Raw genomic sequence first — 20,695 nt, 5'->3', positions numbered from 1 at the left:
CGCCTTAATTCTTGATGAGATCCACAGGTCCCGTGGGCTTCAATGGAAGTCAGGGGGAACCATGGCCACGATCCTGGACGGCAAGGCGCACGCGGACCGCATGCTGGAGACGGTTCGGCTGGGCGTAGAGGCCCGGCTGGCCAAGGGGCTGCGGGCCCCGGGGCTGGCGGTGGTGCTGGTGGGCGAAGATCCGGCCAGCCAGGTCTATGTGCGCAACAAATCGGCGGCCTGCGCCAAGGTAGGCATCACCTCCATCGAGCACCGGCTTCCAGCCGCGACAGCCCAGGCGGATCTGGATGCCCTCATCGACCGTCTGAACGCCGATCCCGGTGTGGATGGCATCCTGGTGCAGCTGCCCTTGCCCCAGGGCCTGGATTCCAAGCGGGCCCTGCACCGCATCAGCCCGGCCAAGGATGTGGACGGCTTTCATCCTGTGAATCAGGGCCTGCTGCTGGAGGGCCTGCCGGGCCTGCGGCCCTGCACCCCCAGTGCCTGCATGTCCCTGCTGGCCCATCACGGCCTGGCGCTCAAGGGCCTGCGGGCTGTGGTCCTGGGGCGCAGCGAGATCGTGGGCAAGCCCATGGCCCTGATGCTTCTGGAACAGCACGCCACCGTGACGATCGCCCACAGCCGGACCAAGGACCTGCCGGGGGTCTGCCGCGAGGCGGATCTGCTGGTGGCGGCCGTGGGGAGGCCGGGCCTGGTGGAAGGCTCCTGGATCAAGCCCGGTGCGGTGGTGGTGGATGTGGGGATCAACCGGGTGGAGGATGAGATCCTCGGCGAGCGAATTTTCGCCCAGGAACCCAAGAAGCTGGAGGCCCTCCGGGCGAAGGGCGGCGTGCTGTGCGGCGATGTACGCTACGGCGAGGCGATGGCCGTGGCTTCGGCTGTCACCCCCGTGCCGGGAGGTGTGGGGCCTTTGACCATTGCCGGGCTGCTGACCAATACCCTTACGGCGGCGAACGGGGTGGCCTAGGTGTCGGTGCCAACGAGGTTGACCAGCCGGGTAACCGGGGGCTGACCACCTAAGGCCTTGTGGGGCCTGTGGTGATTGTAGAAGTGGAGCCAGGCGCCGAGCGCCTGGTTTCTTTCGTCTGAGCTCTGCCAGGTGGGACCGTAGGCCCACTCTCGCAGGGCCGTCTGGATGAGGCGCTCGGCCTTGCCGTTGGTCCGTGGGCGGTAGGGGCGGGTGCGGCTGTGCGTGAGGCCGAAGGCTTCGCGCATGGCCTTGAACGCCTTGGACCGGTAGGGCGAGCCGTTGTCGGTCAGCAGCTTGCGGGCGGTGACGCCCCGGGCCTGGAAGTGCAACAGCGCCCTCTGGAGGAATGAGGCAGTGGTCTCCTTCTTCTCGTCCGGGAGCACTTCCATGTAGCAGGCCCGCGAGTGGTCGTCCGAGCAGACATGGAGCACCTGGTAGCCCGCATCGCGGTTCTTGTGGTGGCGGATGCCTGTGGCGCGGTGGCCCACTTCGTGGAAGTTGGCGAGCTTCTTGGTGTCCAGGTGGAGGAGGTCGCCGGGGGCCGCGTGTTCGTAGCGGTTGTCGGGTTCCTTGGGCTGGAGGTCCGAAGCCTTGGAGATGCGCGCCTTGCGGAGCCAGAAGCCCACGGTGGAACGGGGCACGCCCAGTTCCGAGGCAATCCGGATCGCCGCCTGGCCCCGCCGCCTTCGACCTACGGCCTCGACGACGAGGCCAAGCTCGTGGCTTCGCGCCAGGCGATGCGGCTGGCTGGAGCGATCCAGGAGTCCGGCCGGACCCTCTGTTTTGAACCGAGCGAGCCATCGGTAGGCCCTGCGCGTGCTGATTCCTATGGATTCAGCCGCATCCCGGACCGTCCAGTCCTCCTCCAGAACGCGCTTCACCATTAATGCTCGACTGGCGGGGCAAGACTTTGCTGAACTGTGGAGGTTCACCCGAGGCTCCGAGAAAGCTGTTTGTTGGCGCTTTCAGCTTCCCAGATCTCGGGTGAACAACCTGATTGGCACTTACACCTAGGACTCCTCTGGGTTTCCAGTCAGGGTTTGGAGAACGGCGGCAAAGGGTGCGTCTGGTCACGCGCCCAGGGAGAAGAATGCGTCAAAATCTTCCCGGCAGCGCAGGAATGACTCGGCAAGTTCTTATGGGCCAAGTCATCCCATCCGAAACGTCAGTTCATGTGACCCTTATGGCAAACCTTTGATGGCCCGTTCCATTCCCTGAGCTGAAGGATTCCTCCAGCGCCCATGCGATCCCTGCCCTCGCCCATCCCCTTAGGTCCACCCCTACAGCAGAGGGGTGAGTCGGCATGGGTGGTGCGATGAGCGGATTCTTTCCGACGTTCTGCCTCATGGCCTTCCTGGCTTCCGATCCGGTGACGACCCCACCGACCGAGTACGAGACCAAGGCCCGGATCTTGCTGATGGTGCTTCCCTACATCCAGTGGTCCAGCGAGAGCAGCTGGAAGGATGGCCCCTTCGTCATCGCGGTGCTGGGGGATTCCCCCTTCGGCTACCACCTGGATGAAGGCGCCCGCAGCCTCACCATTCACCATCGGCCCATCAAGATCCGGTACATCACCCGGGTGCGGGAGGCGGAGGGTTGTCATGCCCTCTTCGTCTGTTCCTCCGAGGCGCGGCGCCTGGATGGCATCTTCGCCTGGACCCGCGGCCGGGAGGTGCTGACCCTGTCTGACGATCCCGCTCTCGCCAAGCGGGGCATCATGCTCAACCTCCTCCTGGAGGAAGGCTTTGTGAGGCTGGCCGCGAACCCCGAGGCCGTCCAGGGATCTGGCTTGACCCTGGGCTCCCGGCTCATGGCCCTCGCGCGCCCCATCCGCGCTTCTGGGGCGAGCTCATGAGGTCCACGTTCCGAAAGCTCCTGGTACCTCCGAAGACCTCCCTCCGGCAAAAGGTGATGTTCCTGGTGATGGGCCTCACGGCCATGGCGCTCATGGTTGGCGCCACGGCCTTCCTCACCTTCGAGGATTTCGCTTCGCGGAAGTCCGATGCCCGGGCACTGAGTTCGCTCGCGGAAATCATCTCGGTCAACCTGGCGCTGCCGGTCACATTCGATGACGCTGGAGCCTCGGTGGAGGTTCTCAAGGGGCTGAAGGCCCACGGTCACATCACCGAGGCGCGTGTGTACAGCGCCTCGGGCGCCATGCTGACGAGTTACCCGGCGCTGGCGACGCCCGCATCCCGGATCCGGGTGGGGCAGGAGGACCGGGTCTGGTTCGAAGCTGGACGCATCTGTGCCAGCAAGCGCATCTACACACCCGAGGGGCGCATCGTCGGCAGCCTTTTTCTGGAGATGGACCAGGCTGATCGCGGCAAGAAGATGGCTTTCACGACCCTGTTCCTGCTGGGGGTGCTAACCCTGGTGGGTCTGCCGGTGTGGTTTCTGGGACGGCGCTGGGCCCATGTCATTACAGCCCCTGTGCGGGATTTGGCCGACGTGGCCTTCGAGGTATCCCAAACCGCGGATTTCAGTTTGCGGGCGCGGGCGGTCCCGTCCAATGATGAGATGGCGGTGCTGGTGCATGCGTTCAACGGCATGCTGGAGCGCATCCAGGAGCAGGACGAGCGGCTGGAGGACCACCGTTGGCAACTGGAGCGCCAGGTGGCAGCCCGCACCGCGGAACTGGTGAGCGCCAACAACGAGCTGCTGGTGGCGAAGGAGCGGGCCGACGTCTCGAACAAGGCCAAGAGCGCCTTCCTGGCCAACATGAGCCATGAGCTGCGGACGCCCCTCAACGCGATCCTGCTGTACAGCGAACTCATCCGGGAGGAATCTGAAGAGGCGGGCCACGAAGGCATCTTGGCAGATGCCCAGCGCATCGAAACCTCGGGCCGCCATCTGCTGAGCCTCATCAATGATGTGTTGGACCTCTCCAAGATCGAAGCGGGGAAGATGACCCTCAACCGGGATTCCATCGAGATCCTTCCCTTGATCAAGGATGTGCTTGGTACGGTCGGGCCCCTGGCGGCGCAAAATGGAAACACTCTGGAACTGGAGGCGGCTCCGGCTCTGGGCACGATGGTGTCTGATGCCACCAAGATGCGGCAGTCCTTGTTCAACCTGCTGAGCAATGCCTGCAAATTCACCCAGCAAGGGCGCATCACGGTCCGCGCCTACCTGGCCAAGGCCGAAGGTTACGAGGATGAATGGCTCCACATCGCGGTGGAGGACACCGGCATCGGTATCAGTCCGGAACAGCAGACCCGCATCTTCCATGAGTTCATCCAGGCTCAGGAGAACACCACGCGCCAATATGGCGGCACGGGGCTGGGGCTGGCCCTAAGCCGCCGGTTCTGCCAACTGCTGGGTGGCGATATCCGTCTCCACAGCGTGCTCGGCCAGGGTTCCATTTTTACCATCGTGCTCCCTCTGACCTTTCAGGAACCGGCGCCTGAAGCCCCGGCCCCGGTGGTGGAGAAAGCTGCACCATTGCCGAATCAGGGGCCCATCCTTCTCATCGATGACGATCCCTTCCTGCTCAACGCCTTGACGCGCCTGCTGATGCTGGATGGCCACCAGGTGGTGGCGGCCCATGACGGGATCGAAGGCCTGCGGTTGGCTGCAGAGATTCACCCTGGCCTGATCCTGCTCGATGTCACGATGCCCCAGGTGGATGGCTGGACGGTGCTGAAGGCCCTCAAGGCCGATCCTGCCCTGGCGGAGATCCCCGTCGTCATGCTGACCATCCTGGAAGAAGTGGAAAAGGGACTGGCCCTTGGTGCCTCGGACTACCTCTTCAAGCCCATCGATCATGCCCACCTGTCCGGTGCGCTGAAGCGGTTCCGGCTGGAGCATGCACCGGGCCGGGTGCTGGTGGTGGATGACGATGTGGAGAGCCAGCAGCTCCTGCAGCGCAGCCTGCTGGCCGAAGGGTGGGATTCCTGGCCGGCCCTGGATGGCCGCGCCGCCCTGGACCAGCTGCGCCTGGAAAGGCCCAGCCTGATCCTGTTGGACCTGTTGATGCCTGGCATGGATGGCTTCAGTTTCCTGGCAGAAAAACAGCAGCATCCGGCCTGGGGCGCGATTCCCGTCATCGTGGTGACGGCCCGTGATCTGACAGCCAAGGAGCGGGAGCAGCTCCGCCAGGCCCAGGTCGCCGCAGTGCTCCAAAAAGGCCTGTACACCAAGGTTGAGCTGGTCGATGAAGTGCGGCGCGCCGTTCAGCGTGGATTGGCCGGAAACCGAAAGGGAGTCCACCCATGACGACACTTCTGCTGGTGGAAGACAATGAGATGAACCGCGATGCGATCTCCCGCCTGCTGGAGCGGCGCGGCTTCACGGTGATCATCGCGGTGGATGGCGAAGAGGGCGTGCGGATCTGCCGGGAACAGCTGCCGGATCTGGTGCTGATGGATCTCGGCCTTCCGGGCATGGACGGCTTCGAGGCCACGCGGCAGATCAAGGCCGACCCCGCCACGGCGCGCATTCCCGTGGTGGCCCTCACCGCCCGTGTGCTCACCTCCGATCAGGAAGCGGCCTTCGCTGCGGGGTGCGACGATTACGACACCAAACCCGCGGATCTGGCCCGGCTGGTCGGCAAGATCCGCGCCCTGCTGGGGCCGGAGGAAGGCCGATGAACCAGGCTGGGCCCGCCCGCATCCTCGTGGTGGATGATGCCGAGTTCAACCGGGAAGTGTTGACGCGCATCCTCGAACGCGAGGGTTACCAGGTGGATTCCGCCATGGACGGGGCGGAAGCCCTCGAGAAGATCCACCAGACGGCGTACGATACGGTGCTGCTGGATGTGATGATGCCCGGCGTGGATGGGGTCCAGGTGATCGAGGCCATGCACGCTGATCCCGCCCTCAAGCGCCTGCCAGTCATCATGCTTTCGGCCCTCAATGAGCAGGATACGGTGCTCAAGTGCATCCAGCTCGGGGCCCAGGACTATCTGCCCAAACCCATCAACCAGCAGCTGCTGAAGGCCCGCATCTCAGCCTGCCTGGAGCGGAAGCGGATCCACGATCTGGAGCGGGAATACACCTTGCGTGTGGAATCCATGGGGGCCCAGCTGCAGGCCATGAATGAGCAGCTTCGCCAGGCCAACCGTATGAAAACGCGTTTCCTGGCCACGGCCGCCCATGATCTGAAAAACCCCCTGGGCGGCATCCTGCTCATGGCGGACCGCATCCGGGAAGAAGCCCAGATCGGCCATGTCCGCGAGGCCACGCTTGGCCAGGCGACGCGCATCCACGACATGGTCCAGAAGATGATCCAGATCATCAACAGCCTGCTGGACGCGGCGGTTCAGGAACTGGGTGAAGTGAGCCTCTCCCTGGAGATGACCAACCTGGGCGATCTGGTTCATGGCGTGGTTCGCGAGAACGAGGCCTACGCCGAGAGCAAGAACATCCGCCTGGTCTACGTGGAAAGCTTCGCCGCCGAATGCTGGGGGATGCTCGACCAGATGCGGATCTCCCAGGCGATGGACAATCTGGTGAACAACGCCGTCAAGTACTCGCCTTTTGGAAGCACGGTGCGGGTGGAATTGGGGCTTCGCATCGTCGATGGCATGGACCGGGTGCACATCGAAGTGCAGGACCAGGGCCCGGGCCTTTCTGCCGAGGACATGGCCCGGGCCTTCGGCCCGTTTCAGCGTCTCTCCGCCCAGCCCACCGGAGGCGAGTACAGCACCGGCCTCGGCCTTTCCATCGTCAAGCAGATGGTGGAACTCCATGGCGGCTGGGTGTGGATTGAAAGCCAGCAAGGCCAAGGCGCCACCTTCCTGGTGGAGATCCCCCTCATCAGCGAGATGCCGTTAAAGCCGTAAGCCTGCTAGGGGCAGAGCCCGCCATCCACGTTGATGATCTGGCCGCTCATGTAGCTGGCCCAGTCGGAGCAGAGGAAGGCCACCACGCCCGCCACTTCCTCGGGCTCGCCCTCGCGCTTGAGAATGGTGGGGGCCAGCATTTCCCGACGCTTTTCTTCGGGAACATCCTGGGTGAGCTCCGTGTGGATGAGGCCAGGGTTCACCGCGTTCACCAGCACGCCGAAGGGGGCCATTTCCCGGGCCAGGCTCTTGGTGAGGGCGATGATGGCGCCCTTGCTGGCTCCGTAGTTGGTCTGCCCCGCCTGGCCGATGATGCCGGTGGGGCTCACGATGTTGACGATGCGCCCCCATTTGCGGTTCATCATGCCCCGCACGAAGGCCTTGGTGGCGTAGACCGTGCCGCGGAGGTTCACGTTCATGACCTCCTCCCACTTCTCGTCACCCATGAGAATGAAGGGGCCGTCTTTCCGGGTGCCCACGTTGTTCACCAGGATGTCCACCGGCCCCAGCTCTGCCTTCACACGGTCTGCCGCGGCTTCCAGCTCGGCCTTCACGCGCACATCCGCGAGCACGGCCACAGAGCGGCGCCCCAGCCTGCGGACTTCTTCAGCCACGGATTCGGCCAAGTCCAGGTTCTTTTGGGCGTGAACCACCACATCGGCGCCCCAGCGGCCCAATTCGACGGCAATGGCCCGCCCGATGCCACGGGAGGAGCCGGTGACGAAGGCGATGCGGCCGAGCAAAGGGGGCTGGTTGAAGGGCATGGCGCGACTCGAAGACAACAGACTAGGATGCACCAGGGGGGAAAGCATGTCCAAGGATCTGGTCAGCCCTGAGGCCATGGAGGCTTTTCTGGAGAAACATCCGGAATGGGTCGCTCTGGGTGACTCTCATGGCTTGACGCTGCGGCGGCGCTATGTGTTTTCCGCCTATCCGCGGGGTCTCGGTTTCGTGGTGGCCGCCGCCGAACATGCCGAGCGGGTGAATCACCATCCCGACCTCACCCTGGGCTACCGCTGGGTGGTGGCGGTGCTCATGACCCATGTGAGCCTGGGCATCACCCAACGGGACCTGGACCTGGCCGAGGCGCTCGACCGGCTCTACGTGGATCACCTGTAACGGCCACCGCCCGACGCGACCGGCGACCCGTTGGGTGGCAGCGAATTGAACCGCTGTTGCAGCGACTGGACCATGGCGGTATCCGTACCGGCCCCGCTGCCATTCCCAGCGCGGATGCTGGCATCGATTCGCGAATGGGAGGGCGGCGCCAAGCGCCAGATGCCCCGGAGGCTCTGGATCAGCGCTTCGCGGAACAACCGGAAGGTCTCCTGACGCGGGGTTTCCCGGAACGCCACATCCCAGACCTCCACCGTGGCTTCCGCCACGCGCCGGCGACGAGAAGCAGGCGGATGGATCGGCTGGGTCGTCACGCTCAGCATCAGCCCTGCCCAGCTTCCGGCGGGCACAAGTTGGATTTGCGCGGCAGGGTCGATACCCAGCTGCGGACGCACATCCAGGGTTGGCGCTTCCATGGCGCCGGGCGCTTGGGCAGTCAGGAAGGCCGGGGCCAGGATCCAGGGAAGGGGGCGCATGAGATCAGGGATGTCGCGGATGCAGGCGGGGTTCCGGCGCCCCTCACCGCACCGGTGAGCCGTTGGGGGGCAGCTGGTTGAAGCGCTCCTGCATGGATTTCACCTTGGTGAGATCCAGCGTTTGCGGTGAGCTGGGGTCACTGAGCATGAACTCTCCCAACTCGATGAACCCATGGCTCGGCGGGGGTGCCAGCCAGGCCCTGGATAACCGTTCGCGCAGCGTGGCCAGGTAGAGGGCGAAGGCTTCGCGGCGAGGCGAGGCGGGGGGCAGGAGATCCCATACCTCCACCGTGGCCTGGCCTGTGCGCGCTGCCGTGGGCGCCGTGCGCGACACTGCGCCCAGAATCAGGCCCTCAAAGCAGCCGTGGGGGGCCAGCTGGATCCGTGCGGCTGAATCCGAACCGAGTTCCGTCCGCAGGTCGAGGGTGGTCTGAAAGACAGGCTCCACCTGTGTGGTGAGAAGCGAGGCGAGCAGAAAACCGAGTGAGACACCCATGGAAACAGGATGCCCCAAGTGCCTAGGAAAGATTCCTGGAGTTGAGGTGCGGATCTCGATTTGCAGACCGTTGCGAGGTCGGCCTGGCGCCAGAAGGAGGCAGTGCCTCAGGGTTTCCGGGGTTTCGGCTTGCCTGCACGGGGCGCGAACTTGCCCGCGGGCCGACCACTGGAGCCTTCCCTGCGGGGACCTGCGGGACGGTCCGAAGCGCCGAAGCTGCGGCGGGGCCGTTCGTCAGGGCCCTCGGAACGGGGTCGGGCGGGGCGATCCTCGCGGCTGTGGGCCGCGCGCGGCCGGGCTTCGCCCTCTTCGCGGCGGGGGCGAGCGGGACGGTCCGAAGCGCCGAAGCTGCGGCGGGGCCGTTCGTCGTGACCTTCAGAACGGGGTCGGGCAGGACGATCCTCGCGGCTGCGGGCCGTGCGCGGCCGGGCTTCGCCCTCTTCGCGGCGGGGGCGAGCGGGACGGTCCGAAGCGCCGAAGCTGCGGCGGGGCCGCTCGTCAGGGCCCTCGGAACGGGGTCGTGCGGGACGATCCTCGCGGCTGTGGGCTGTGCGCGGCCGGGCTTCGCCCTCTTCGCGGCGGGGGCGAGCGGGACGGTCCGAAGCGCCGAAGCTGCGGCGGGGCCGCTCGTCAGGGCCCTCGGAACGGGGTCGTGCGGGACGATCCTCGCGGCTGTGGGCCGTGCGCGGCCGGGCTTCGCCCTCTTCGCGGCGGGGGCGAGCGGGACGGTCCGAAGCGCCGAAGCTGCGGCGGGGCCGCTCGTCAGGGCCCTCGGAACGGGGTCGTGCGGGACGATCCTCGCGGCTGTGGGCCGTGCGCGGCCGGGCTTCGCCCTCTTCGCGGCGGGGGCGAGCGGGACGGTCCGAAGCGCCGAAGCTGCGGCGGGGCCGCTCGTCAGGGCCCTCGGAACGGGGACGGGCGGGGCGATCCGCGCTGCCGAAACTGCGTCGGGGCCGCTCGTCGCTGTCGCCTCGGCGCGGGCCCGCAGGACGGTCGGTGGGTCGGGCGGGGGCCTCGTCCCGGTCTTCATAGCGCTTGGCGCGGGCCACGCGCTTGAGCTTGTGGTCGCGGCTTTCCGTGGGCTGGAAGATGCCCTCCTCGCCCTTGACGCCGGTGGCGGCGCGCTGGATGCGGGCCTGGTTGCGGAGGGCCTTGAGAGCCGCCTCCATGTCCGCGGGCATGGGGGCCGTCACCGTGACCTGCTCATCGGTGATGGGATGCTTGAAGCCCAGCAATTCCGCGTGCAAGGCCTGGCGGTCGAGCAGGGGGCTCTCCACGCCGTAGACCTGATCGCCCAGCAGGGGAAAGCCGCGGTCCGCGAATTGCACGCGGATCTGGTTGCGGCGTCCCGTTTCGAGTTTGACTTCCACCACGGTGTGGCCCGGCAGGCGTTCGATCACGCGGTAGTGGGTCACGGCCTCCTTGGCACCCGCGGGCATGCGCTTGCCGCCGCCGGGACCCTTGCGGGCCGTGGCCACGGACATCTTCAGGGATTTGGCGTGCTCGATGAGATGGCCCGCCAGGGTGCCGCTGTTCTCAGGCAGTTCGCCCACGAGCACGGCGAAGTACACACGCTGGAGGCGGTGCAGCTCGAAGTGCTTTTTGAGGCCATGCAAGGCCTCGGGCGTTTTGGCGAAGACCAGGACGCCGCTGGTGAAGCGATCCAGGCGGTGCACGATGTAGAGCTGGAACCGCTTGAAGCCGCGCCGCCGGTAGGATTCCGTGATGGCCTCGGCCAGGCTGGCTTCCCCGGCCTGTTCGGTGGGCACCGTGAGCAGCCCTGCGGGCTTGAAGACGAAGAGCAGGTGGGTGTCTTCCCAGAGCGTTTCAAAGGGACCAGCCTGCAGCTTGCGGGCCGGGGGCAGCACCTCATAGGTCTGCTCGGGGTCGAAGGCCACCTTGATGGCATCGCCCGCCTTCAGCCGATGGCCGTGCTTCTGCACAATCTCACCATTGACCGTGACGCAGCTGCAATCGATGAAACCCTTGGCCTGGCGATGGCTGATCACCATCACCCGATGCAGTTCCGAAGCCAGTGCGGCACTCTCGTGTTCCGCCTGCCATTCCCGTTCGATGCGTGCCATGGCAACGCCCTCCGTCATCGCCGTGCGTCCCTGAGCAACGCCAAGCGGACAACCAGCAGAACACGGAATGCTTGTATTCCCTAACCCAAAAAAGGGAGCAGCCAATGGCTGCTCCCTTTTTGCCGGGCTCTGGCTACTTCTTGGCGGACTTGGCGAAGTCGCCCGCGCGGGCAATGTTCAGTTTGTCCACGGCGAAATACTTGCGGAGCGCAGCCAGGATCTGGTCATTGCCCAGGGCCTGCACCTTGGATTCCAGATCGGCCTGGAAGGCCTGGGTGCGGCCATTGAACTGATCGGCGCTGAGCCGACCAGCGAGGGGACGATCCTGAGCCCGGCCGGTGGCCTGGGCCTGCAGCCAGCTGGTCTTGGCGGCGGCGATCTCTTCGGCCGTGAAGCCCTTGTCCAGAGCCAGGGTCAGCTCTTCGCGGAAGGCGGCTTCCAGGCGCTCCAGGTTTTCGGGCGCGTAGATGGCATAGGCCAGCCACTGGCCCACCTGATCCTGCGCACTGGCCATGAGCTGGGAGCCCGCACCGTAGGAGAGGCCCTCCTTCTGCCGCAGGCGGTTGGCGATGCGGCTGTTGATGGCGCCGCCGCCCAGAAGGTGGTTGCCCAGCACCAGGGCGGGGTAATCGGCATCGCTGTCCTTCACGGGGAGGGACAGGGTGGCCAGGAAGAAGGCCTGGGCCTTCTCAGGCGTTTCGAGGCGGGCATTCAGGGGGGCCGCATCCGTCTTCAACTTTCCGGGGATGCGCTGGAAGGCTTCGGGCGCCTTCCAGGAGCCGAACAGAGCCTGCACCTGGGACTGGATGGCGGCGGCATCGAAATCGCCGACCACGGACAGCTCGGCGGCCGAGGCGCCGTAGAAGGCCTGGTGGAAGGCCTTGACCTCTTCGAGCTTGGCGCCCTTGATGGCCGCGATGCTCTCGTCGATGCTGAGGACGTGCCGCACGTGGCCCTGCGGGAAGGGATCCAGGTGGGTGCGCAGGGCCATCTGGGCCACCATGCCGGGCTCCTTGCGGCTGGCTTCGATGGAGGCAGACGATTCATTCACCAGCTTGGCGAACTCGTCCTGATCGTAGGCCGGCTGTTTCAGGAGTTCCGCAAGCAGGTCGAGCACGGCGGGCAGGTGGGCCCGCACCGTGGTCAGCGAGGCGCGCACCGTTTCCGCATCACCACCCAGGGACAACTCCGCCTTCAGGTGGTCCAGCTCGTCTTGGATCTGCTGGCGGCTGTGCTTGGCGCTGCCGCGCATGAGCATCTGCGCCGCCAGGGAACCGGCGATGTCCTTGCCCTTCAGGCTGGCTTCGCTGCCCAGGTGGAGGTTCAGCTGCAGGCTGACGCTTTCCCCGCGGGTCTTCTTGGGCAGCAGGGCCACCTTCATCCCGGCGGCGCTGACGAAGCGCTGGGTGGTGGCATCGATGTGGGCGGGCGAGGCGTCAAAGGCATCGCCCTTGGCCACGGCGGCCTGTCCCTTGTAATTCTTCACCAGGGCTTCGGCATCGGCGATGGCGGGGATCTCGGCGCGGTCGGGCTTCTCCGTGGGAATGAACTGGCCGAGGGTGCGGTTCTCACGCTTGAAATACTTGGCGGCGGCCTCGCGCACCTGGTCGAGGGTGACCTGCTTGATCTGGTCGCGCTGCAGGAAGAAGAGGCGCCAGTCGCCCTGGGCGATGTACTCCGACAGGGCCACGCCCAGGCGGTCACTCTGGTTCAGGTTGAGGTCCACCTGCTTCAGGATCTGCTGCTTGGCGCGGTCCAGCTCCTCCTGGGTGAAGGGCTGGGCAGCGGCCTCCTCAATGGTTTTGAGCAGGATGGCCTTGGCTTCCTCCAGGTTGGAATCCTTCGGGAGCTGGGTGGCAAAGAGGGCCAGACCGGGCTCCTTGTTGCCCTGGATGTCGGCGAACACGAAGGCGGCACGCTTGGTGTCCACCAGGGCCTTGTGCAGGCGGCCGGCCGGCGTGTCGGCCAAGATCTGGCCGAGAATGGCCAGGGCGGGAGAAGCCGCATCCGTGCCCGCGGGGATGTGGTAGGCGGCCATGAGGATCTGCACATCGCCCACGCGGCGGACCATGACAGAGCGTTCACCGTCCTGGGTGGGATCCAGTGTGTAGGTGGGCTCGATGACCCGTGATGGTTTGGGGATGCGGCCGAAGCGCTCGTTGATCAACGCCAGGGTGCTGGCCTCGTCGAACTTGCCCGCCACGAGGAACACCGCGTTATCCGGCTGGTAGTAATTGCGGTAGAAAGCCCGCAGGTGGTCGATGTTCACGTGCTCCACGTCGGTGCGGGCGCCGATGGTGGACTTGCCGTAGTTGTGCCACTCGTAGGCAGAGGCGGCGGTGCGCTCCATGGTGATCTCGAGGGGGTTGTTTTCGCCCCCCTCCATTTCGTTGCGCACCACGGTCATCTCGCCCTTCTTCTCGGCGGGATTCCACAGGTCGTTCTGGTCGATGTTGGCATTAACCATGCGATCCGCTTCCATGTCGAGGATGAGCTTCAGGTTCTCGTCCGTGGCGGGGAAGGTCACGAAGTAGTTGGTGCGGTCCAGCGAGGTGGTGCCGTTGAAGCGGGCGCCCACCTTGTTCAGGGCCTGCACGATGTTCAGCTGGCCATTCTTGCCGCTGAAGTTCTTGCTGGGCTTGAAGACCAGGTGCTCCAGCAGGTGGGCCATGCCCGTTTCGCCGTAGCTCTCGTGGCGGCTGCCCACGAGGTAGGTGATGTTGGTGGTGATGGTGGGCTTGCTGGGATCGGGGAAGAGGAGCACACGCAGGCCGTTGGCCAGGCGGTATTCGGTGATGCCTTCCACCGAGGGGCCCTTCACGGGTGCGGGCAGGATGGCGGGCGCCACCGGCTTGGCGGCCTTGCCCTTGGCCGCGACTTTCACGGCCGGTGCTGCAGGCTTGGGGGCATCTCCTGCCACCAGCACGAAGGCCAGGGCCCCGCACAGGGGCAGCGTGAATCGACGGGAGAAGGGCATGGTGCCTCCAAGCTGTGAAAGATCCCTCTGGGGGGTGGCCCTCAGCTTACGAGAGAAGCAAGGGATCGCAGGGTTAAGAATTGTTAAGGGCTGTCCCAACCTTTAACGTGACGCGACAGCCCCGAAGGTGCGCCGAAAATCCCCCTTAGCTTGGTGATGAACCCAGGCGCCGGACAGGGCCACTCTTTGATTATTTCCAGTGGTCCACTTTCAGCGCAGGCTGAGAAGGGCCACCAACCGGGCCTGCCAGGCTTCTCTCAGATCCTCCAGCTTCAAGCCCTTGCCGCGATTGGGTGCGCCCTGAAGCAGGCCCTGGGCGCTGGGGTGGGGCAGGGCGTGCAACTCGAAGGAGGCGGCCTCGGGCAGACGGCTCAGCACCCACTCGGCGCGTTTGCCAAAGGCGATGACTTGCAGCGGAAAGCTGCGGTCTGCCCTGGCCCGGCCCAATTCTTCAGACAGCCGGGCCAGGTTGGCGGGGGCCAGCAGGTCGCGGTTGGAGGGGGCGTGGAAATGCTCCCCATCCTTGGTGGGGCAGGCGGGATAGGCATTGCTGAGGGCCGTGCCGTGCAGCTTGGGCCGCAGGCCCAGAGTCCGGAACCTTCCACCATTCCAATCCTCCCACGCAGCCTCTGGCACCTCGGCCCGCCCGGTGGTGGCCAGGGCGCGATACACCGTGATGCCCGCGCCATCGCCCCAGAAGGGAATGCCCGATTGGTCGGCGCCTCGGGGACCGGGTGCCTCCCCGAAGAGCATGACCGAGACGGACCCCTTTTCCGGGAACAGGGCGGGTACAGCGTGGCCCTGAATGCGAGAACCGGTGGGCGATTCCGCCTGTGGCAGGGGACGTGAAATGGGGCGGGGCATGGGTTCTTCCTTGCGGTCGGGTTTCCATCATGTGGTGGGGCCAGCCCCAGGGGCAATGCCTGGGGCTGGCCCTGGCCCAGACGCAAGATTCCTGCGGCCCTGCCGAAAGGGAAGGCTGGAGCGAACGGATGGAGAATCCGCTGGTCAAGGAACACCTGGAGCGCATGCGGGCCCAAGGTTTGATCCTGCCGGAGGGCCCCGCGTGGGAGGCCTTCCTCGAGGACATCGAGGCGGGGTTATCGGCCGCCGCGGGGCAGTCCCAGAGCGCCCAGGCACTCAGTGCCACCACCACGCGGCTGGTGGCCCTCATGGAAAACCTGCAGGCGGCGGTGCTCGTGGAAAGCCCGGATCATCGGGTGGCGCTGGCCAATACGACGTTCTGCCAGATGTTCGGGCTGGAACACACATCCTGGTCGCTGGTGCAGCAGGATGCCATCGAGTGTCTGGCGCAGTGTGCCGAGTGCCTGTTGGATCCCATGCAACTGCTGACCGTCGCGGATGCCGACGCCCGTACAGATTCGGTGTTCACCTTATCGGACCTGCGCTTCCGGGATGGCCGCACACTGTCTCTGGAACTGGTGCCCATCCGTCTTGGGGGTGAAGGCTTCGGCCACCTCTGGATGTTCCACGACATCACCGTTCGCAAGCTCGATGAGCAGCGCTTCGCGGCTGCGGCGGAAGAGCTTGCCGCTTCGCGGGACAAGGCCGTGGATCTGGCGAACCTCAAATCGGATTTTCTCGCCAACATGAGCCACGAGATCCGCACGCCCATGAATGGCATCATCGGCATGGCGGGACTGCTGGGCGACACCCAGCTGGCGGAGCAGCAGCGCGAGTACCTGGAGACCATCCGCAGCTGCGGGGAGAGCCTGCTGGCGCTGCTCAACGACATCCTGGATTTCTCCAAGATCGAAGCGGGCAAGCTCAGCATCGAAAGCATCGACTTCGACCTGTTCGAAGTGATCGATGACCTGATGTCCATTCTGGGAGCCAATGCCTTCAACAAGGGCGTGGAGCTGGTGTCCTACATCGCACCCAATGTGCCGCGCGCGGTGAAGGGCGATCCGGTCCGCCTGCGCCAGATCCTCAGCAACCTGGTGGACAACGGCCTGAAGTTCACCTCCCAGGGCTTCCTGGAAGTCCGGGTGGGCCTCGCGCAAGACGGCGAGGAGGACGTGCTGCTGCGCTTCGAGATCGAGGACACGGGCCCCGGCATGAAACCGGAGGCCCTGCCGCGCCTGTTCCAGTCCTTCTCTCAGGAGGATACTCCCACCACCCGCAAGTTCGGCGGCACCGGGCTGGGGTTGGCCATTTGCAGGCGGTTGTGCGAACTCATGGGCGGTTCCATCGAAGCGGAAAGCCAGTTGGGCCGGGGCAGCATCTTCCGTTTCACGCTGCGCGTGGCCCGTCAGAAGCCAGGCCATGGTATGCCCGATCTCGCCACCATGCCACCCGTCTTCCTGGTGGGACTGCCACCGGCCCTGTACCGCAGCCTGCGCGTGCAGTTGGGGGCCTGGGGCCTTCGCGCCGACCACCTGTCGCCGGTACCCGATAGTCTCGACCTGCTGCAGTCCCTGCCCGAGGCCTGGGTGCTGGGTTGCCAGGGCGGTGGCGGCCTCAGCAAAACCTTCTTCCAGGGACTTCGGGAAGATCCGAAACTGTCTCGCTCCGTGCGCAGCCTCATCCTTACCAGCCGCTATTCCGCGTCCCAGCAGAAGGATGCGCGTCAGGCGGGCTTCAAGGAGCTCATCGGCATGCCTGTCCGCAGTGGCCAGTTGCTGGATCTGCTCAGCGGCGCTCCCCGCCGCAAAGGCGCCGCCGAAGGTGCCCCGCTGGCCCCGGTGGCGGCAGAGTTGGGTGCGCCCCGACTGCTGCTGGCCGAGGACAACCCGGTGAATCAGCGGCTGGCCCTGGCGGTGCTCAAGAAATGCGGCTACGAGGTAGATGCCGTCTCGAACGGGCTGGAGGCGCTCAACGCGGCCATGGCCCATTCCTATGGGTTGATCCTCATGGACTGCCAGATGCCGGAGATGGATGGCTACGAGGCCACGCGGCGCATCCGTGAGCGCCAGGTGGGGCGCCAACGCACACCCATCGTGGCGCTCACCGCCCACGCCATGGTGGGCGACCGGGAACAGTGCCTGGAGTGCGGCATGGACGACTACCTCACGAAGCCCCTGCGTCCCGATGCGCTGGTGGCCACCCTGAACAAGTGGCTGCAACCCCCGGAGGAACCCGCCAAGTAGGTTCGATCTAGGGTTGGCCTTCCTTCATGAGCGCTGAGAGCGCCTTGAACTGCGGATGGTTCTTGTCGCGGGCCCACTCGAAGGCCACGGACTCATGGTTGGTGATCGTGGCGCCCGCGGCAACCATGCGCTCGAGGGCGTGGCGACGGTATTCCTCGCCCCGGCCGCTGATGCCATCCCAGCAGAGGTGCACCTCATGGCCAGATGCCAGCAGCTCCAGCACCGTCTGCATGACGCAGACGTGGGCCTCGATGCCCGCGATGACCACCTGGCGCTTCCCAGCCGGAAGTCCCGGCCGCGCCTGCTGGAGGAGGCTCTCGAACCCCGCGTCGCCACAGCAGCCGAAGGCGGTCTTCTCCAGGAAGTACTTCGGCGTGCTGAGGCCGTCGTACAGGGCGCGCAAGCCTTCCTCGGTGGGGCCGATGCCCTTGGGGTACTGCTCGGTCAGCACCACGGGCACGGCGAAGAGGTCGGCGAGACGCATGAGGCGTCGCGCCGTTTCCAGCACCATGGCCGGGCGGTGCACCATGTGCACGAGCTTGCCCTGGAAATCGATGAGCACCAGGATGCTGCGGGAGGCATCAAGAAGCGGCATGAAAACTCCTACCAGACCTTCACGCGGTCTTTGGGTTCGAGGTAGAGGGCCTGTCCCGGTTTTACCTGGAAGGCGGTGTACCAGCTGTCCAGGTTGCGCACGGTGAAGGGCCGGTATTCGGCGGGGGCGTGGCCATCGGTGAGGATCTGCTGGCGGAGCCGCGGTTCGCGTGTCTTCTCGCGCCAGCTCTGGGCGTAGCTGATGAAGAACTGCTGGTCGCCGGTGAATCCGTGCACCTTCGGCGCGGGCTGGCCGCCCAGGGAGAGGAGGTAGGCGTCGTAGGCGGCGGCCAGGCCTGCCACATCGGCGATGTTCTCGCCCAGCGTCTGCTTGCCGTTGATGTGGATGTCCGGGAAGGGGCGGTAGGCGTCGAACTGCTTCACCAGCTGGTTGGCGGAGGCTTCGAAGTGCTTGAGGTCCTCGGGCGTCCACCAGTTGTTCAGCTTGCCGGTGGCATCGAAGAGCGAGCCGGAATCATCGAAGCTGTGGCTGATCTCGTGGCCGATGACGGCGCCGATGGAGCCGTAGTCCATGACCATGGGGCGCTTGGGATCGAAGTAGGGCGGCTGCAGGATGGCCGCGGGGAAGTTGAGGGCGTTCATCACCGGCAGGTTCACGGCGTTCACGGTCTGCGGCGTCATCACCCATTCGGTGCGGTCGATGGGTTGGCCCAGCTTCTTCACGTTGCGCAGGTATTCAAAGCGGCCCGCGCGCTCGGCGTTGCCGAAGGCATCACCGGCCAGGATCTCCAGTCCGCTGTAGTCCTGCCAGCGGTCCGGGTAGCCCACGCCCACCTTGAGGGTGGCCAGCTTGGCGACGGCCTTGGCCTTGGTGGCGGGCGACATCCAATCCAGGTGTTCGATGCGGGCGCGGAAGGCTTCGATGATGTGGGCCACCATCTGCTCGGCGCGGGCCTTTTCGGCGGGCGGGAAATACTTTGCGACGAAGGCCTTGCCCACCACCTCGCCCAGGGCCTGGTTGGTCGCGGCGACGCCAATCTGCCAGCGGGGCCTCGCCTGGGTGGCGCCGTTGAGCACCTTGCCGTAGAAGGAGAAGGATTGGTTCACGACGGCCTTGGGCAGCACCTGCACGCGGCTCTGGAGCGTGTGGAAGGTGAGGTAGTCCTTCCAAGTGTCGAGGGGAGCCTCGGCGGTCAGGGCCGATAGGCCAGTGAAGGCCGCAGGCTGCCAGACCACGAATGTATCGGCCTGCTTGAGCTGGGCCGCGGCGAAGAAGGCCTCCCAATCGAGGCCCGGGGCTTTGGCCGCGAAATCGGCGCGGCTCCAGTGGTTGTTGCCCTTCAGCACATCGCCGGATTCCTCGCGGCTGGCGTGCACCTTGGCCATGCGGGTTTCCAACGCCACCACCGCCGCCGCGCGGGTGGCCGGATCGGCGAGGCCCGCCAGCTTCAGCATGGCCGTGACGTGGGCCAGATACTGGGTGCGCACCTTGGCCATGCCCTCAGCGGGATCCAGGTAATAGCTGCGTTCCGGCAGGCCCAGGCCACCCTGCAGGAGGAAGGGCGAATAGCGGGTGGGCTCATCCAGATCCTGGGCCACCCAGAGGCCGAAGAGGTTCGCCGTGTAGTAGTTGGTGGCGTTCAGCACATCGACATCGGCACGCAGGGTGGTACCCAGATACTGAGCCAGCTGCTGCCGGTTCTGGATGTCCGCGATGGCCTTGAAGGCCGGAGCGAGGGGCTTCAGGCCCTTGGCTTCGATGCCCTTTTCATCCATGAAGCTGGTGTAGTAGTCGCCGATCTTGCGCAGGTCCGAGCCCGTGGGCGCCTTGGACGCGGCGGCGGCCTTGATGAGGGCGGCCGTGCGCTTGTCCGTGAGATCCGCCACCTCGTCGCCCACGCCGAAGGCGCCCCGGTCCGCGGGGATCACCGTGCGCTTCACCCAGGCACCGTTGGCGTAGGCGTAGAAATCCTCCCCGGGCGCCACGCGGCGATCCATGCCTGCCACATCGAGGCCCTGCGAGGCCGCACCCCCTTGTTTAGGGGCGGATGCCACCAGGGCGGGAACCGTCAAACAGAGGGCCAGGGGGGTGATCAGTCGGCGCATGAAAGAACCTCGGACCCACATGGTGGATCAGATGGTCGGCTTCCGGAAGATGGGGTTCAAAGTTGCGCGCCGGTCTCAGCCTGGAAGACCCTGCGCCACTCCCGCCCGAGGAGGAGCAGCTGGGGTTTCCCTTCCCGGAGAAACAGGGCCCGGTCCCAGGGAAAGCCCGGGAACGTTCGCAGAGGCCCGCCCTCGAAGGGCAGGCTGCGGGTGCGGAACCAGCGCCGGTAGATCAGGTGCCAGTGCCCGTCCACGCGCGTCAGGTAGGCCGACTGAAAGCGGGGCACCCCCTTCACCCGGCGGGCGAAACAGGGCAGGGCCAGGGAAGGGTTCTCCGGAGGCGGCGCGATGCCCTGCTCCAGGGCCGCCAGTTCCACCCAGGGGACGGGCTGAGGGCGGCTGTCGATGCCGGCCAGGGCCCGCATCGCGCTGCGGCAGCCGTGCAGCGCCAGCACCAGGCTGCGCCGGAGCAGCGGCAGCAGCAGGGCCGTGCCGAGCAGGATCGCGGCCAGCACGGCCAGGGCGATGGCCGGATGGCTGTAGGCCAGTGCCAGCAGGGCCACCACGCCCACATCCTCCGCCACGCTGATGGCGATGTGGCTGGTGGGCTCGGGCGCCACATGGGCCAGCAGGCGCAGGCCCATCTTGCTGCCATGGGTGCTGAGGGCGATGGTGCCGCCGGCCAGCATGGCCAGTACCTTGGCCACGGGATGCAGGTCCGCCGCCGCGCCCAGGGCCAGCAGGGCTCCGCCCACAGGCCGGATGAAGGTGTGGACCCCATCCCAGAGGGGCGTCACGAAGGGCACCTTGTCCGCCAGGAATTCCAGGAGGAAGAGGAGCCCCGCCACAGCGAGCACCAGAGGGTGGCTGAGGATGGCCAGATCCGGGGGCAGGCCATGGATCCAGCCGAAGCGCTGGCCCAGGCCCACCAGGAGCACCGTCAGGTAGAGGTTGATTCCCGAGACCGTCGAGAGGCCCAGGATGGCGACGAGGGTCTGCAGAGGGTTCATC

Annotated in this window: 17 protein-coding genes; 7 read left to right on the top strand and 10 right to left on the bottom strand. The window is 65.9% G+C overall.

Annotation, left to right across the window (positions count from 1 at the left end; genetic code table 11):
* The first annotated feature begins 61 nt into the window (after positions 1 to 61).
* A complete protein-coding gene (folD, locus tag Q9293_RS16030) occupies positions 62 to 976 on the top strand; it encodes a bifunctional methylenetetrahydrofolate dehydrogenase/methenyltetrahydrofolate cyclohydrolase FolD (RefSeq protein WP_306248255.1) in 915 nt (304 codons plus the stop codon).
* Here folD and Q9293_RS16025 read toward each other — a convergent pair.
* Complete coding sequence (locus Q9293_RS16025) at positions 973 to 1,863, bottom strand: IS481 family transposase (RefSeq protein ID WP_306248254.1); 891 nt, start codon at positions 1,861 to 1,863, stop codon at positions 973 to 975. The two genes, folD and Q9293_RS16025, sit on opposite strands and share 4 nt — an antisense overlap.
* 431 nt (positions 1,864 to 2,294) lie before the next feature.
* Between Q9293_RS16025 and Q9293_RS16020 the strand changes: the two genes are divergently transcribed.
* Genes Q9293_RS16020 through Q9293_RS16005 form a run of 4 tightly spaced genes read left to right on the top strand, consistent with a single transcriptional unit; the run spans position 2,295 to position 6,764 of the window.
* Entirely contained in the window at positions 2,295 to 2,834 is a 540-nt protein-coding gene (locus tag Q9293_RS16020; protein WP_306248252.1) for a YfiR family protein, read from the top strand.
* The gene (locus Q9293_RS16015; protein ID WP_306248250.1) at positions 2,831 to 5,197 is read left to right on the top strand and encodes a response regulator; all 2,367 of its coding nucleotides are present in this window, start codon (positions 2,831 to 2,833) and stop codon (positions 5,195 to 5,197) included. Before Q9293_RS16020 ends, Q9293_RS16015 begins: the two co-directional genes overlap by 4 nt.
* Positions 5,194 to 5,571: a response regulator gene (locus Q9293_RS16010; RefSeq protein ID WP_306248249.1), complete on the top strand. Its 378-nt coding sequence runs from the start codon at positions 5,194 to 5,196 to the stop codon at positions 5,569 to 5,571. Before Q9293_RS16015 ends, Q9293_RS16010 begins: the two co-directional genes overlap by 4 nt.
* Positions 5,568 to 6,764, top strand: a complete 1,197-nt coding sequence (locus Q9293_RS16005) for a hybrid sensor histidine kinase/response regulator (RefSeq protein WP_306248247.1) — start codon at positions 5,568 to 5,570, stop codon at positions 6,762 to 6,764. Before Q9293_RS16010 ends, Q9293_RS16005 begins: the two co-directional genes overlap by 4 nt.
* A gap of 5 nt (positions 6,765 to 6,769) precedes the next feature.
* Here the strand turns inward: Q9293_RS16005 and Q9293_RS16000 are convergent, their stop codons facing one another.
* A complete protein-coding gene (locus Q9293_RS16000) occupies positions 6,770 to 7,528 on the bottom strand; it encodes an SDR family NAD(P)-dependent oxidoreductase (protein WP_306248246.1) in 759 nt (252 codons plus the stop codon).
* 46 nt (positions 7,529 to 7,574) lie between these two features.
* Here Q9293_RS16000 and Q9293_RS15995 point away from each other — a divergent pair, with 46 nt between their 5' ends.
* A complete protein-coding gene (locus Q9293_RS15995; RefSeq protein WP_306248245.1) occupies positions 7,575 to 7,883 on the top strand; it encodes a 4a-hydroxytetrahydrobiopterin dehydratase in 309 nt (102 codons plus the stop codon).
* Here Q9293_RS15995 and Q9293_RS15990 read toward each other — a convergent pair.
* The 5 genes from Q9293_RS15990 to Q9293_RS15970 all read right to left on the bottom strand — a co-directional run bounded on the left by Q9293_RS15990 (position 7,874) and on the right by Q9293_RS15970 (position 14,777).
* Positions 7,874 to 8,356, bottom strand: a complete 483-nt coding sequence (locus Q9293_RS15990; RefSeq protein ID WP_306248243.1) for a hypothetical protein — start codon at positions 8,354 to 8,356, stop codon at positions 7,874 to 7,876. The genes Q9293_RS15995 and Q9293_RS15990 overlap by 10 nt on opposite strands.
* Before the next feature lie 43 nt (positions 8,357 to 8,399).
* Positions 8,400 to 8,852: a hypothetical protein gene (locus Q9293_RS15985; protein WP_306248242.1), complete on the bottom strand. Its 453-nt coding sequence runs from the start codon at positions 8,850 to 8,852 to the stop codon at positions 8,400 to 8,402.
* A gap of 107 nt (positions 8,853 to 8,959) precedes the next feature.
* Positions 8,960 to 10,936 (bottom strand): RluA family pseudouridine synthase, encoded by a 1,977-nt coding sequence (locus tag Q9293_RS15980; RefSeq protein ID WP_306248241.1) that lies wholly within the window; start codon positions 10,934 to 10,936, stop codon positions 8,960 to 8,962.
* Positions 10,937 to 11,069: 133 nt separating this feature from the next.
* Positions 11,070 to 13,913, bottom strand: a complete 2,844-nt coding sequence (locus Q9293_RS15975) for a pitrilysin family protein (RefSeq protein WP_306248239.1) — start codon at positions 13,911 to 13,913, stop codon at positions 11,070 to 11,072.
* Positions 13,914 to 14,123: 210 nt separating this feature from the next.
* Positions 14,124 to 14,777 carry a uracil-DNA glycosylase family protein gene (locus tag Q9293_RS15970; protein ID WP_306248238.1) on the bottom strand — a complete coding sequence of 218 codons (654 nt, stop codon included), beginning with the start codon at positions 14,775 to 14,777 and terminating at the stop codon, positions 14,124 to 14,126.
* Positions 14,778 to 14,905: 128 nt separating this feature from the next.
* On the opposite strand from Q9293_RS15970, the gene Q9293_RS15965 reads away from it, so the two are divergent.
* Positions 14,906 to 17,023, top strand: coding sequence for an ATP-binding protein (locus tag Q9293_RS15965; protein ID WP_306248236.1), 2,118 nt, complete (start codon positions 14,906 to 14,908; stop codon positions 17,021 to 17,023).
* A 7-nt stretch (positions 17,024 to 17,030) separates the two neighbouring features.
* Here the strand turns inward: Q9293_RS15965 and Q9293_RS15960 are convergent, their stop codons facing one another.
* Genes Q9293_RS15960 through Q9293_RS15950 form a run of 3 tightly spaced genes read right to left on the bottom strand, consistent with a single transcriptional unit; the run spans position 17,031 to position 20,694 of the window.
* Positions 17,031 to 17,618, bottom strand: a complete 588-nt coding sequence (locus Q9293_RS15960) for an isochorismatase family protein (protein WP_306248234.1) — start codon at positions 17,616 to 17,618, stop codon at positions 17,031 to 17,033.
* 8 nt (positions 17,619 to 17,626) lie between these two features.
* A complete protein-coding gene (locus Q9293_RS15955; RefSeq protein ID WP_306248233.1) occupies positions 17,627 to 19,684 on the bottom strand; it encodes a M13 family metallopeptidase in 2,058 nt (685 codons plus the stop codon).
* 56 nt (positions 19,685 to 19,740) lie between these two features.
* Positions 19,741 to 20,694 (bottom strand): DUF4126 domain-containing protein, encoded by a 954-nt coding sequence (locus tag Q9293_RS15950; RefSeq protein ID WP_306248231.1) that lies wholly within the window; start codon positions 20,692 to 20,694, stop codon positions 19,741 to 19,743.
* Position 20,695: the final 1 nt, after the last annotated feature.

Source organism: Geothrix sp. PMB-07, from assembly GCF_030758935.1.
GTDB lineage: Bacteria > Acidobacteriota > Holophagae > Holophagales > Holophagaceae > Geothrix.
This window is presented reverse-complemented; position numbering and strand designations above follow the sequence as displayed.